Below are 14,405 nucleotides of genomic sequence, written 5' to 3' on the forward strand. Positions count from 1 at the left end.
TCTTTCAGTTTATTTTTTCTTATCTGCATATTTTCTGTAAAGAGGATAAGCCGCTTGCAGTATTTTGTTTTTTAATAAAGGCGGATAGTCGGGATAAACCGATAAAAAAGCTTCTACTTCTTTGTAGGCCGCTTCGCTATCGTGATTCCTTAATAAAGCCCCGACCCAATTGCGAGGGAAAAAGATATCTCCGGTGCGTTGAACTTCTGTCAGTTTTTCCAATGCCGGACGGATATATTTCACCGCATAATCTTGTCTTGTAGGATGATTCAGATAGCTTAAGGTTGTAGCTGCCCAAGGCTCAATCCTTCTGTTTTCCGCTTGCAATAAAGATCGGAATAAACTGTCCAATTTTAAAGTATCGGCAGTCATCGCACGTGATATGAAATCGAATTGGCGTAGACGGTCCGGATTGTGGATGCGTTGGCGTTGTGTCTGAAGTATTTCTTTTCCTTGCTCAGGTATGCGCAAGGCCAGTTCGTAGGCCAATGCAGTGTAATCTCTTTCATTTAATTGTTGGACTCTTTCGGTTTCCCATAAGGAATAGAGGCACTGAATCATAGTCGGACTTGCTGCTTCTGTAATCAGAAGGCGTAATAACTGGATGCGACAAGAAGGAATCGGATGAGAATGGTTGAGTTTATAAAGCTCATTTTCTATTTTATCACGTTCTGCCGAAGATATCTCTTGCAGAGGAGAGGACAGGTAATTGGTTAATGTTGAAGCTATCAACGGGTTCTTTTCACAATGTATTCCGTTGAGTAATGCATTCATCCATGCAGTATTCGGAATTCCTTTTGCTTGATAATTTTCATGCATCATCATTAAAACTGCCTGTCGGGTTGTTTCATTGTCTATTTCTTGCCAATGTTCCAGCAGCCAATGGAGACTGTTGTTGTCAGGAACAAACAAACCATATCCTCTCCCGTCCGTATTGGGCAGAATACGGGTGGGGGTAAAGGGTAACGTAATACGGCATAAGCTGTCTGTCAGACTGGCTTCTATCGTTGTGTCCCTTGTTCCGCAAAGGGTGATATTGAATTTTTGAGGCCAGTTTAATCCTCTTTGATATGGATCTTGCTGATGTATGGTCAACTGTTTGTCTGATATTTCGAATTTGATTATCGGCATTCCTTTTTGGTTTACCCATACATCGCTGAAAGCGGCTAGATCTTGCTCTGTTTTACTGTCTAGAATTTGTATCAAGTCATCCCAAGTAGCGTTGGCGTAAGCGTAAGTTTTTAAATATTCTTGAATCCCTTCCCGAAATGCTTCTTTTCCCATTGATTCCACCAGTTTTACCATCATGACAGGAGCTTTGTTATAAATGATCTGTCCATAAATTAATCCTGCATTTTGAAGGTTATCTAGCGGTTGCCGGATAGCAGTGGTTCCGGGTGTACGGTCTTCTGACAAGGATGCGGCTGTATAAGTCTTCATCCAATTCAGCTGGTGATTGACTTGCGGGAATAATGGTTCGGTAATCAGAGCTGCAAAATAATTGGCGAATACCTCTTTAGTCCAGACATCATCAAACCAGTTCATCGTTACTAAATCTCCGAACCACATGTGGGCGGTTTCGTGGGCGATTAATTGGGTTCGGCGAAGTTCTTCATCCGGAGTGGGATTTTCGCTTAGGAACATTTGCGTGTCATTATATAAGGTGGCGCCTGTGTGCTCCATACCTCCATATTGGAATCCCGGCAAGATAATAAAATCGTATTTGGCAAAAGGATAGGGAACATTGGTATATTCTTCCAGCCAGTTCAGCGAAGCGGTCACTTGTTTGAAGATGGTATCTAATTGAGCTACTTTTTTAGAATCTGTTTCGCGGTAATATGCTGAGATTTTCCGGTTACCTTCTATATATTCTTGATGTTCTAATTTACCGGTGACAAAGGAAAAAAGATAAGTGCTTAATGGTTCAGTTGGGGCAAAAGTTACTGTTTTGCAGTTGCCTTTTGTTTCTTCTTTAGTAATATAGGTATTGGAAACAGCTTTCCATTCTGTTGGTATATCCAGTCGTAAGGAAAATGTGGCTTTCAGATTCGGCTGTTCGAAACAAGGGAATAAGGTACGGGCACGGTCTGGCACTAATAGCGTATACAGAAATTCATCATTTCTGTTTAGCGACTGGTTTCCGGCAATAAATTTGATCGTGATATTATTTTTTCCTTCTACTATGTTTTTTTCAGGTAGGATGATGTGCTCGTTATGGAATTCATAACGGGCAGTTTGTCCATTGACGGATACCGATTTTATTTTTTCAGGCTTTTCTCTGAAGTCGAGAATAATTTCTTGCGGTGCATCCAGATTAAATTCAATGGTAATCTCTCCATTTACCGGTACTGATTTCTGTTCAGGAATGGAGAAATATAGCTTATACTTCAACTCCTTAATCTCCTGTTTGCGCAGTGTTGCCAGTTCTTGCGATACGCCCTCGTCGTAGAAACGAGGATTGCTTGTGGTCTGTTGGCAACTGCATAATAATAAGCTGCACATGAAAATAAGATATCCGATATATGTTTTCATCATCTAAAATTTATCTTGGTTATCTGCGGCAATTTTTCGGATGCCGCGCTGTGAAGCTATGAATGCACCTCCCAATACTCGTTTCCCCTCGTAAAAAACGGCTGATTGTCCGGGAGCGATGGCGGATGCTTCGGAAAGGAAACGGACCAATAGTTGTTTTTCATCTAATACGAGCACTTGACACGGAATAGGCTTGCTGCGATAGCGGATACGTACTGACAAGTCCTTGCATTGCAGTAAATCCTGCATTTCTGTGATATGATAGTCCTCTACCAACATATATTCTGCTTTAAGTTCCTCGGCATCTCCTAACATGACTGTATTCTTTTCTGCATTGATGCGTAGTACGTATGCTGGATGCCCCAAAGCGATTTCCAATCCTTTCCGTTGGCCTATTGTATAATAAGGAAAGCCTTTGTGCTGACCTATCTTGACTCCTTTACTATTTACAAACCATCCCGGTCCTACTTGGGTGTCAATATCCGGGCATTGCGAACGCAGAAAGTTTCGGTAATCCCCTTCTATAAAGCAGATTTCCATACTTTCACCTCCACGGGCTTTCGCTTCGAATCCTTTTTGTCGGAGATATTCCCGTACCTCCTGCTTGGTATAAGTTCCCAGTGGAAAGAGAAAACGTTGAAGTATCTCCTGAGGAAGTTTCCATAGAAAATAGGATTGGTCTTTTGTCTGGTCATCTCCCGCTACTATATACAGTTTTCCCTTCCGTTCTTCCAGTCTGCAATAATGCCCGGTAGAGATATGGGCGCAATTCGTTTGGTCTGCCCATTCACAGAGAATTCGCTCTTTGAATAGCGGATTGCAAAGGACACAAGGATTGGGAGTTCTTCCTTGCATATACTCATCTATGAAGTGTTTTACAATAATCTGTTTGAACTCTTTCCTCACATCAGCTACATGGTGTTCTATTCCCAACCGTTCTGCCAAGGCCCTTGCTTCCAGTACATCATCAGGTTCATCTTGACCGGGGGTGGAAAAGCGGGAAGGGACATCCCACGTTCTCATGGTAACTCCTACCACTTCATATCCTTGTTCTTGCAGCATGATGCACGTGGCGGAGCTGTCTATTCCGCCACTCATTCCTACCAGGACTCTTTTATCTCTGTTATTCATTATATAAATAGTTCAGGTTCACGGCGTGCCGCACATTTTTGGTGTAGCATGGGGGTGTAAGGAGTATCAAAAACTCGTGCACCATTAGGGCATTCTTTTACGCAAGCGCAGCACTTGATGCATTTGGTAATCTCTGTTTCTATTTTTCCTTCATCGCTTAAAGCAATGGCATGAGTAGGACATACTTCGATGCATTCGCCACAGGCGAAGCATTCTTCAGTGCAGACTGGAGCGGCAGGAGTAGAGGGGCCAACAAAGCGATAAGGTATGTTTCCTTTTAGGTAAAAATCGGATAATGTTTCATCCTTCTCCAGTTTTGTCAGACAGTCTTTTCCAAATTGTTCCGCAATCTGTAAATCGGTAACATCCGGACGGCCTTCTGCAATGGGCATATTAGGACGGCTGTAGCTGTGTTCACCAATAAAGGCACCGGCAGCCAGTGGGGTGAATCCCAATTGAATAGTTTCATCTCTCAATTCGACCAGTGCATCTTCGTAATCGCGGTTACCATATACAGCGACTAAGATAGCCGGAGCATTGTTGCCTTTTAATCTTCGTAGCCGTTGCAATGCTATTGGGGCTACCCTGCCTGCATACACAGGAACTGCAATGATCGTGATAGAATCTTTGATTTCTATCGGGCTACTATTCTCATCCGTAGTGAGATCTATTTCTATTCTTCTGCCCATACCTATACTTTCTCCGATGGCACGGGCTATTTTCGCAGACGTATGTGTAGGCGAAAAAAATACGATGTGATTGCTTGTATATGTTTTCATAAACGCAAATATAGTGACTTTTGTCCAAAGGTAGCCAAATATATAGATAAGATGTGTAAAGGTGATAAAAATTGTCTTTATATGAATGTAAAAAATGATTATTAAATATCTTTTTTTCTATTTTAGTTAATAGAAGTGATACGGTAAGCTATATTAGTTAAAATGTATTTAGGGGTGAACAAAAAAAATCCCATGTTTAGGGAGTTTGAATAATTCTTAATTAGAAAATGAATGACATATTTATATTGGATTATTTTGTTCTTTTCTGGTTTGTTTTGTTGAATAAAGGGATAATTTACAAGTTCTGGATTCCGCTTTATAGAGACTAAGCTATATTTTGACTGTTATAAGTTTAACTTCTTCGGCGTACTTATGCTATTATATTAAGGTGTATAGTGAAAGTAATGTCTTGTTTTAATAGGTCTATGGGGCTTTCTATGGTTGTTTGTAAGGTAAAGAATATAGAGATATTCCTATTTCTTAAAATATTCCTGTATTTTATAAAGATTTTTAGTGGAAAGTCTTGCAGAATAGAGTAAAATGGGTACTTTTGTCCGATGAAATTATGGCTATTATAGAAACTGACTAAAATATGGATGCTCTATTTCAAACGCAAAGCAATGAGCTTTCTACTACAACGCAGAAAGAAAAGCTGTTTAAAGATGCAGAACGGCAGTGGAATACACTGTCTACCGAGAAAGGAGCGCCCGGAAGAAAAGTTGATTTTGAGATCTATAAAAGCATTTTGTATAACCTAGAAATCAGAAAAGTATATTTGGATTCAAAACTCTCTTTAGAAAAGTTTAGTTCAATAGTCGGCACGAATACGACCTACCTGAGTAATGCGGTGAACAACTACTTCGGATGCAATTTCAAGCAGCTCCTTAACAAGTATCGTGTTGAGTATGCAAAGTCCTTATTACTAGAGGGTACGTATTCAGCCAGTTCTCTTTTTAGGAAGTGTGGTTTTGCATCCCAAAGTGTTTTTTATGCCGCATTTCATAAAATTGTAGGCGCATCTCCCTTGCAGTTCCTATATAAAGCACCATCCGGACACAGAAAAAGATTTAAAGTCCTTTTATAACAATAACATTTTGAGTTTTTAAATTTATAAATTTAAAGTTTTTCTATTATGAACAAAAAATTTTTAAGTGCAATCCTGTTTGGAGCCCTTATGGTCACTTCAACAGGAACATTTGTATCTTGTAAGGATTACGATGACGACATCGACCGCTTGGATCAAGAAATATCCAATGTGAAAGATGCAATCAAGGCCCTTGAAGACAAAGTAGGCTCAGGCAAATATGTCGAAAGCTGTACTCCGTTCACTGATGGTAATGGTGGTTATGAAATCAAATTCAGTGATGGAGAGACCATTAAATTATACAATGGTGCAAAAGGAGAACAAGGTGAACCGGGCAAACCAGGTACTCCGGGTACTCCAGGTACTTCTGCTGATGATTATGTAGTATCAGTAGAAGAAGGTGAATCAGCTTATGAATTAGTTATTACTTATGCTGATGGCACTAAAAAGACTATCAGTATGCCTAAAGCTACTTCTGTAGTTAGCGGAGTTAAGTTTATCCCTACTTTCCTTTCTGAAGGTGAAGCTGCCAGAATCCATTTCCCTACCATCGTTACTGATAGTGTGGCAGGTAAAACAGAGATTACAGGTGCAGATTGGGGTACAAATAACTTTAGCACATTTAAAATCGTTTACTCAGGTAAGGCAGACGTGAAGTATCAGGTAAATCCTAACAGCGTATCATTCAAAGATATGGAAGTGGTAGGATTTGTTCGTGATACTGCTGAAATATGGAACTACAATACGAATAACAAGAATTGGGAATTGTTCAACGCTGGACAAAAACTGTACACTGATGGAAAAATTACCGTTGAATCTTATAAAGAAGGACATGGTATGTTAAACTTCCGTGTAAAGGACTGGGCTTTTGCTGAACAATCTAATCTGGACGAAAGAACAGTATATTCATTGAGAATTAAGAACAATGACCAAATCGTTCATTCTGATTTTGTTCCCGCCAAGCATGAAGTAATTTTGCAGAAAAACGTACATTTGGTTAAAGTAGCTGATGCATTTGACCAAACTAACGCTCCTGCTCAGATTAAAAATGCAATTGCTCCTAACAAGGTAAATTATAGAGAATTCATCAAAGATGAATATTATCTTAACACCTTGAATCCGACCGGTACTGAAGAGGCTAAATTGAAGGCTTATCAAGCAGATAAAGCTAAGTTCGAAGCCAATGCTGAAAACCAGTTATATAAAGGAGATGCTGAATCTAAAGATGATGCAGAACGTATTGTTGTAGAATTGAACTATACAGGTGATGGACATTCAAAAAATTTGAAGGACATCGTAACTTCATTCTTTGACAAACGTATGGGTAGAGCCCAAGACGCTCAGTATCCTTTGATGGAGAATGGTTTTGATGACTATTCATTGGTGTTTGAACCGGTTGACTTCTATTATGATGGCGTTAACCAGACAAAACGTTATTTGGATGTTACCAAAGATGGTGTTGCTACAGTAAAACAAACTCCGGACCCGATTTGGGGCGCAGAAACTGATGCCAGCCACACAGCTGCTATAGACAGAACTCCTATTGTTCGTGTGAAACTGGTAGCACCGGGTGAAGACAATGGTAATGTAGTTAAAACAGCAATCATCAAGATTCACATTGTACGCAAGACAGTTGTTCCTGAAATTAATATTACAGAAACAAAAGACGTCACTCTGAAACATATCAATCAAGTTCTTGACATGGATATGGATAAGATATTCAACCATAAAGATGTACAGTTGAGTAAAGACGAATTCCGTAAGACTTATGATTTCGTTCCTGAATTTGCAACAGCAGATGAGGCTAAACAACACGCTGTATATGCATGGGATGGAAAAGATAATGCAGACTATTCATTAGATCCGAACTTTAAACCTGAAGAATACAATCAGTTGTTCGTTACAGTGAAGAATACAGCATTCTCTCGTCATGACGATCACGACGTTTACACTGTTAAGGGTACATACAAGCCAAATGCTGATCATAAGGGATTATCTGACATCCATGTTACTTATACTATCAATGTGAAGTATCCGGATGTAGTTGCTCCTGAAAAGACTAAGTTGAACTGGGTAGATGATTCTTACTTCATTGCTCACGGTAGATACGATAACTTTGATGCTCCTACAACTTATGAAATGGTTGCAGTATTGAATGACGAGTTCGATTTGATCAACTATAATCCTTATAAGGGTCAGACTCATGATAAGGATTGGGCTAGAGCTACCTTGTCATTCGAATTGGTTGACCAGCATAATAACGCATCTAAGATAGTTGACGGTCACAATTCCGGCATCCGTTTGTATCAAGGTAAAGACAACAAGTGGTATATCGCTTTGGAGGCTACAGACGAAGGACGTGCTTGGATCAATGCTGCTGACGCTAAGGATTTGAAGAAGATCAAAATGCGTGCCGTAGTAAGCTTCAATGAAGATGTTGACGGATTGTATGGTACTTGCAACAAGGAAGCCAATGCTCATAACAAGTATGCTAAAGAAGATTACAATAACTTCTCTTGCGATACTATCAATATGGTAAACAATACTCCTTGGGCTAAAGATCATACTACTACTTATACTGGTGCTCCTGCTCCTGAAAATGGACGTTCTACAGTGGTTATCGATGAATTTGAAGTTGCATTTGTAACTCCGATGGTATTCCACGCTTACGAAGCAGGTCCTTTGTATGACAAGTATCAGGAAGCTGAAAATACAGTATCATTGAAGGATGCATTCTTCTTGTCAGATTATCTGTGGTCTGAAGGTGCTCAGGCACAATTCAATAACAACCATGTTATCTATGATCACAAAGATATGGCTAAGAATAATACTTTGGTTCAGACAGGTGATCAAGCTGGTTGGTCAAAGAAACTGGTAGTTGACCATAATGTATTCGATGTTAATACAACTGTTAACTTCAAGGTTTCTAAGGCATACTTTGCTGACGGAAGTGAACTGGATGCTGAAAACATGAAGAAGATCAAACTTGATAATGCTAAGCAGACTATCACATGGATCAACAATGGTGAAGATATTGCTCAACCATTTACTATTGATGTAGAAGTTTGTGTAAATCACAAGTGGGGCGGTATCTGCGACCATACTTGGAAGAATGATCGTGGACATTCTGTTGGAACTATCCAAATCCAAGTTAAGAAGCACAATGACAAGTAATTAATACGCTCATTGTTTATAAAAAAAGAGGGGGGCAAAATGTTCCCCTCTTTTAGTTTTTATAATCGTTTATCCAATTATATTGTGTATGAAGTATATATATGCTGTCTGTTTTCTGTTATTAGTATGTGGCTGTCATAAAGAAAATGACACCCCTGTTGTTTTACCTGCACGGACACTATTGGTTTATCTGGGAGGAGATAATAATCTTGATGCCGAAACCTATGACAAACTTGTTCAAATTAAAAATGGATGGGAAGACGGGACAGATGGAAATATAATAGTGTATCAGGATACACCATTTAAGGACTCTCCACGATTGATGGAAATTGATGGAAAAAGTGAGAAAGGCTATATTACCATACATACCTATGACCAAGAAAACTCAGCCTCCCCCCAAGTGCTTAAACGAGTTATAAACGACGTAACTCGGCTTTATCCTGCTAAAAGCTACGGTCTAATCGTGTTTTCCCATGGCAGTGGCTGGCTTCCTCCACATACATTGGTTAATGGCTCGCGGTCTATCATCATCGATAATGACAATGAAATGGAAATAACAGATTTTGCCATGGCCCTCCCGGACCATTTATTTGAATTCATAATCTTTGAAGCATGTAATATGGCAGGTATTGAGGTGGCTTATGAATTAAGAAATAAAGCAGCATATATCATGGCTTCCTCTGCCCCAGTAGTATCTCCGGGATTTACTCCTATCTATGCCGGCAGTATTTCCTGTCTGCTTGAAGAAAATGCTGATTTGCAAAAATTTGCAGAAAATTATTTTCATTATTGGAATTTGATGGAAGGCGATAAACGTTCTGCTACCATTAGCATAATAAAAACTGCCGGATTATCAAATTTAGCGAATTTGATACGACAGATCAATACAGAAGCATCCGGCTCTTTTCTCCCAGTCGGTAACCTTCAAAATTATGATGGAGTTTTAAAAGCCCCATTCTATTTTTTTGATTTCGCTCAATATTATCAATCATTATCAGATGAAAATACATACAATGCACTTCAAGAGTGTATCAGCCAATGTGTGGTTTACAAAAGAAATACTCCTTTTTATGCTACGGAAGAAGGAACATTCCCTATCACCGCCTTTTCAGGTATGACCACTTTTATCATGCAGAGAGAACTTAATGACTTGAATGAAGAATATACAAAACTACAATGGTATAAAGATATTAATACACATTAGAGAATATGTATAACACTGACAAACAATGATATAGCAAATTCAGTAGAAGAAGTATATCTTATTGCAGAATAGATAGATTCTAAATACTTTTCAAAGTATCCTTTAAAGGACAGAATGCCAATATATATGGACAGAAACAGGTGATTATCCATTAATAAGAAACGGAAAAACTTGTCATAAGCAGAAAAAACAAATCCTTTATTTGCTTTGTTTGTCATTTACTAATATCTTTGTTTTATCATTCATTCTAGAACCGCAACAAAATATGAAATACCCTATTGGAATACAGAGTTTTGACCAAATCCGTGAAGATGGCTATGTATATGTGGATAAGACCGGTTTGATTTACAACTTGGTAACACAAGGCAAGACTTATTTCTTGAGCCGTCCACGCCGTTTTGGCAAAAGCCTGCTGGTAAGTACCCTTGCCTGTTATTTCCAGGGACGCAAAGATTTGTTTGCCGGACTGGAAATCGACGGATTGGAAAAGGACTGGTATGAGTATCCTATCTTCCGTATAGACTTTAATGGAGGACTGTATACACAACCCGGAATTCTGGAGGCTACCATTGAAGGCTATTTAGGAAACTGGGAAGATATTTATGGCAAGAATCCCAATTATACAACCATAGGAACCCGTTTCATTGAAATACTTCGCCGGGCTTATGAACAGACAGGGCGGCGTGCGGTGGTTCTGATTGATGAATATGACAAACCTATTTTGGATGTATTAGATACGGAAGCTTGTTTTTATGATGATTATGGAAAGCAAGTTCTGTTGGAGAACCATAACCGGGAAATATTGAAATCCTTTTATTCTACCTTTAAAGGAGCCGATCAATACTTGAGATTCGTATTGTTGACCGGAGTAACAAAGTTTTCCCAAGTAAGTGTTTTCAGTGGATTTAACCAGCCTAAGGATATCAGTATGGATGAACGGTACGAAGCCTTGTGCGGTATCACCCAGAATGAGCTGGAAGCATTTTTCGAAGAACCCACCATACAGTTGGCTGCTAAATATCAGTACACAGTGAAAGAAATGAAGGAACTTCTCAGACGGCAATATGACGGATATCATTTTGGAGAGAGGATGACTGACATTTACAATCCGTTCAGCATTCTTAATGCTTTTGACAGTATGGCAATTCGTGATTACTGGTTCTCTACAGGTACTCCCACCTATTTGGTTCGTCTGCTGCAACACAGCCGCGAGCAGATAAACGAACTTGCCGGACGTTATTATGTTCCCTCTTTGTTTGTGGATTATAAGGCTGATGTGGAACAGCCTCTACCCATGATTTATCAGAGCGGATATCTCACTATTAAAGAATATAATAGACGTATGGGAACTTATCTGCTCGATTTTCCCAATAATGAGGTGCGTAAAGGGTTCTTGTCCGTATTGGCAGCACATTATTTGAAACCCGGAGGTGGAGAGGTCAACAGCTGGATTATCGATGCTGTTACTTGCCTTGAGCAAGGGAACACCTCCGCTTTTTGTGATTCTCTGACCGCCTTTCTTGCAAGCATCCCGTATGACTCTCACGCTTCCTTGAAGGAATTGGATATGACTGAGAAACATTTCCAATACACTTTTTATCTGATTCTCCGTTTGATAGGAGTTTATTGCCGTGCAATCCATTGTGAGAATCGCCAGAGCTTCGGACGAGTGGACTGCATATTGGAAATGGACGAATATGTTTACATTTTCGAATTCAAGATGGACGGAACAGCAGAGGAGGCTTTACAGCAAATAGCAGAGAAAGGCTATGCCCGATCTTATTTGACCGATGACCGTAAAATAGTCTGTATCGGGGTGAATTTTTCTTCCCTTACACGTACTGTGGAAGAATGGAAGGAAATAATTTACAGGTAAGATTTAGTCATAGTCAGCCTAAAGCGTTAAACAAAAGATTGCCTTCCACTATTTTTTATGGGAATATACCGGTAAGAATGTTCATGCTGTTGCCGGCATAACACATTTAATTTTCATCTTTTTATCATTTTGTTTTTCTTTTTGCTAAGAATGAATTATTTTCGCAGCCGAACACAAGTTTAATTTCTTACCGACAATAAGCAGACATGCTTTAATCCTCGACCAATTCAACTTGTCCTCATTTTAATTTTAACGGATAAGCTGATGTTTTGTCCCTCACTATTATAAAATAAAAGAATGAAAAGATCACTGTATGTATCGCTATTGACGATCATGTACTTCTCTGCCTGCCAAGGTAGTGAGGAACTAGAGCAATCACAAGAAAAAGAGTACACGGTATCCATTATGGCAAGAATCGGGAAAACAGTTTCCGGAGCACGCTACTTGCAAGATCATGAAAATGCCATCGCTAGTTTTAGTAAAACCGATGATATAGGTGTTTTTATGGACAATGACAGCGCCGTCCGCTGGATATTCGATGGAACTTCCTGGACTACAGAAAAGAGTGTCTTTTGGAAAGATAAAAACCAGGAACATACTTTTTACGCATATTATCCCCACTCCGGTTCCAAAGCCGAAAGTAAGGAAAATATAAAAATGCCTTCTCTCGACAGCCAGAACGGGACTTGGGAAAATATTGACCAATATGACTTTCTAGTAGCATCCAGGAAGCTTTCCTACGATACCGACCTTGGCAATGTGGCCTTTTCGGGCGATTATTCATTTAAGCACGTTTTGTCACTATTAAAGATAAACATAAAGGGTGAAGGAGATATGGCACAGGCCGTTATTGACAAAATCAGACTTGAAGGAAATGGGTTGACGACCCAAGGATACTACTCCTTTGAAACGAACAGCATCACCATCAGCGAAACTCCCAAGGAAACCTTCCAGATTACTCCGTCACACACCATGAACAATCAGGATGCTTCTTTTTATTTTATCCTGAACGGGGACGAGAATGACGGAAACATTGATCCGAAAGCCGTGAAAAACCATTCTGTTAATCTCACCATTGAATATACCCGTAACAACAAATATTACATAACACGACGAGACGACCTGTCTCCGGGCTTATTGTCCGGATGTATTCATAAATACAATATTGTAGTAAAAGACGGAAATGTAATTATAACGGGAGGAAGTATTTCGGGTTGGACTCCGGGAAATGAAGAAGAGGATATAGTTATAAATGGAGAAGAAATAAACCCACAAACAAATAATATGTTATGAATTATAGATTAACCGAATTAAAGGTGCTTCTGTTTCTATTGCTGCTGTCTGCTGTTTCTTGCCAACGCCCGATGTATGATGAAGAAGACGATGAAGACGGAGTCTCGCAAACAAATCTTCCTTTAAAGATATCTGCCAGGTCTAGCGGAGAATCCCAGATTAATTATCCGGCCTATATCTATGCGTTTGCAGAGGACGGCAGCTGTTCTGCCAGTCTGAAAATGACAGATAACGCCCAGATTGAAATGAAGTTACCTCCTGCCCGATATACTATTGTTGCAATAGCCGGTTTGGGAGAGGAATATATCGTTCCGAAAGATCCTAGCCTTGATGATGTAATTGTTATGAAAGAAAATAACAGAAGCTCACGCGCGCTAATGATGGGCACTTCAACTGTGACAATTGCCAATAAGAAAAATATATCTGTTTCTGTAACCCTCTATTATGCTGTATCTTTAGTTAATATCAGTTTGGAAGATATACCGGCAAACGTTAAAAAGGTGAGTTTGCAGATTTCGCCTTTATATTCTTCCCTGTCGTTTACAAGGGAGTATTCCGGCAAAGACAAGAGTACGGAAATTATTTGTGAGTCTGAGCCGGGTGGAATTTGGAGTGCAAAGCCTTTTTATATTTTTCCGGGGAGCGGCTCTCAGACCGTTTTTTCCATAACCTTGGAAGATAATAGTCAGACAAAGACGTTTGGATACACTTTCAAAGGAAAGCCGGAAGCGAACGTGCCATTGAATATCGGGGGCAGCTATTCGGGTGATGTCACGGTAGGAGGCAGTTTGATATCAGGTGAATGGAAGGCTCCGGTAGATATCAAATTCAATTTTGGCGGTGCTGATGAAGGTAATGGCGGTAGTGAGCCGCCTCCCATTAATCCGGATCTTTCCGGGCTACCCGAAATTGGCGGTATCTGGAACGGCGGTATTGTAGCTGGCATAGAGGATGCAAGTTCCACAGGGGCGGATATTTTGTTGATGAGTCTGGATGAGTGGAGTGGATTCGCTTCCGATGTGCGGAATATCATACAGGAGGAGGAAGCAGACGGATGGCATCTTCCGACTGAAGAGGAGGCAAAAATATTGCATAAGACGTTCAGCGGATCATCACTGGATGAACTGAATGAAACCATAGAGGGATTAAGAAACGGAGACCCGTTATTGGATATTGAGAAACGGTATGTATATGATCATAACGGGAGCATATATGCATTCGGATTTAAAACCTCATCCAAATTTTTACAGGCAGGGAGTACGGTGAAATACAAAATACGTTTGGTATGCAGCGCTCATTATGATGCCGGATGACCCATTCATATACTAGAAA

General features: G+C 39.8%; 10 protein-coding genes. 6 read left to right on the forward strand and 4 right to left on the reverse strand.

From position 1 onward, the window contains the following. Positions 1-9: 9 nt before the first annotated feature. Genes BVU_RS06440 through BVU_RS06450 form a run of 3 tightly spaced genes read right to left on the reverse strand, consistent with a single transcriptional unit; the run spans position 10 to position 4,442 of the window. A complete protein-coding gene (locus BVU_RS06440) occupies positions 10-2,532 on the reverse strand; it encodes a M1 family metallopeptidase (RefSeq protein WP_041174520.1) in 2,523 nt (840 codons plus the stop codon). Positions 2,533-2,535: 3 nt separating this feature from the next. Next, positions 2,536-3,663: a tRNA 2-thiouridine(34) synthase MnmA gene (gene mnmA / locus BVU_RS06445; protein ID WP_011965117.1), complete on the reverse strand. Its 1,128-nt coding sequence runs from the start codon at positions 3,661-3,663 to the stop codon at positions 2,536-2,538. Then, complete coding sequence (locus BVU_RS06450) at positions 3,663-4,442, reverse strand: 4Fe-4S binding protein (RefSeq protein ID WP_005849784.1); 780 nt, start codon at positions 4,440-4,442, stop codon at positions 3,663-3,665. The genes mnmA and BVU_RS06450 overlap by 1 nt, the downstream gene beginning before the upstream one ends. 592 nt (positions 4,443-5,034) lie before the next feature. Between BVU_RS06450 and BVU_RS06455 the strand changes: the two genes are divergently transcribed. From BVU_RS06455 to BVU_RS06465, 3 genes are all read left to right on the forward strand, one after another. Then, the gene (locus BVU_RS06455) at positions 5,035-5,526 is read left to right on the forward strand and encodes a helix-turn-helix domain-containing protein (protein ID WP_005849782.1); all 492 of its coding nucleotides are present in this window, start codon (positions 5,035-5,037) and stop codon (positions 5,524-5,526) included. A 48-nt stretch (positions 5,527-5,574) separates the two neighbouring features. Continuing rightward, positions 5,575-8,700, forward strand: coding sequence for a PL29 family lyase N-terminal domain-containing protein (locus BVU_RS06460; protein ID WP_011965118.1), 3,126 nt, complete (start codon positions 5,575-5,577; stop codon positions 8,698-8,700). A gap of 88 nt (positions 8,701-8,788) precedes the next feature. Beyond that, the gene (locus BVU_RS06465) at positions 8,789-9,904 is read left to right on the forward strand and encodes a clostripain-related cysteine peptidase (protein WP_005849762.1); all 1,116 of its coding nucleotides are present in this window, start codon (positions 8,789-8,791) and stop codon (positions 9,902-9,904) included. On the opposite strand, the gene BVU_RS23010 is transcribed toward BVU_RS06465, so the two are convergent. Next, on the reverse strand, positions 9,901-10,122 hold the full coding sequence (locus tag BVU_RS23010; RefSeq protein ID WP_008666385.1) for a hypothetical protein: 222 nt from the start codon (positions 10,120-10,122) through the stop codon (positions 9,901-9,903). The two genes, BVU_RS06465 and BVU_RS23010, sit on opposite strands and share 4 nt — an antisense overlap. Positions 10,123-10,169: 47 nt before the next feature. Here BVU_RS23010 and BVU_RS06475 point away from each other — a divergent pair, with 47 nt between their 5' ends. The 3 genes from BVU_RS06475 (at position 10,170) to BVU_RS06485 (ending at position 14,386) form a co-directional block, all read left to right on the forward strand. Further along, positions 10,170-11,780, forward strand: a complete 1,611-nt coding sequence (locus tag BVU_RS06475; protein ID WP_011965119.1) for an ATP-binding protein — start codon at positions 10,170-10,172, stop codon at positions 11,778-11,780. 297 nt (positions 11,781-12,077) lie between these two features. Beyond that, complete coding sequence (locus BVU_RS06480) at positions 12,078-13,073, forward strand: fimbrillin family protein (protein WP_005849769.1); 996 nt, start codon at positions 12,078-12,080, stop codon at positions 13,071-13,073. Then, positions 13,070-14,386 carry a FimB/Mfa2 family fimbrial subunit gene (locus BVU_RS06485; protein WP_011965120.1) on the forward strand — a complete coding sequence of 439 codons (1,317 nt, stop codon included), beginning with the start codon at positions 13,070-13,072 and terminating at the stop codon, positions 14,384-14,386. Before BVU_RS06480 ends, BVU_RS06485 begins: the two co-directional genes overlap by 4 nt. Positions 14,387-14,405 lie beyond the last annotated feature (19 nt).

Origin of the sequence: Phocaeicola vulgatus ATCC 8482, assembly GCF_000012825.1 — a bacterium.
GTDB classification, from domain to species: domain Bacteria; phylum Bacteroidota; class Bacteroidia; order Bacteroidales; family Bacteroidaceae; genus Phocaeicola; species Phocaeicola vulgatus.

Coding starts and splice junctions, on each gene's coding strand:
- BVU_RS06465 (WP_005849762.1), top strand. CDS start 8,789: ATGAAGTATATATATGCTGTCTGTTTTCTGTTATTAGTATGTGGCTGT.
- BVU_RS06485 (WP_011965120.1), top strand. CDS start 13,070: ATGAATTATAGATTAACCGAATTAAAGGTGCTTCTGTTTCTATTGCTG.
- BVU_RS06480 (WP_005849769.1), top strand. CDS start 12,078: ATGAAAAGATCACTGTATGTATCGCTATTGACGATCATGTACTTCTCT.
- BVU_RS06450 (WP_005849784.1), bottom strand. CDS start 4,442: ATGAAAACATATACAAGCAATCACATCGTATTTTTTTCGCCTACACAT.
- BVU_RS06455 (WP_005849782.1), top strand. CDS start 5,035: ATGGATGCTCTATTTCAAACGCAAAGCAATGAGCTTTCTACTACAACG.
- BVU_RS06475 (WP_011965119.1), top strand. CDS start 10,170: ATGAAATACCCTATTGGAATACAGAGTTTTGACCAAATCCGTGAAGAT.
- mnmA (WP_011965117.1), bottom strand. CDS start 3,663: ATGAATAACAGAGATAAAAGAGTCCTGGTAGGAATGAGTGGCGGAATA.
- BVU_RS23010 (WP_008666385.1), bottom strand. CDS start 10,122: ATGACAAACAAAGCAAATAAAGGATTTGTTTTTTCTGCTTATGACAAG.
- BVU_RS06440 (WP_041174520.1), bottom strand. CDS start 2,532: ATGAAAACATATATCGGATATCTTATTTTCATGTGCAGCTTATTATTA.
- BVU_RS06460 (WP_011965118.1), top strand. CDS start 5,575: ATGAACAAAAAATTTTTAAGTGCAATCCTGTTTGGAGCCCTTATGGTC.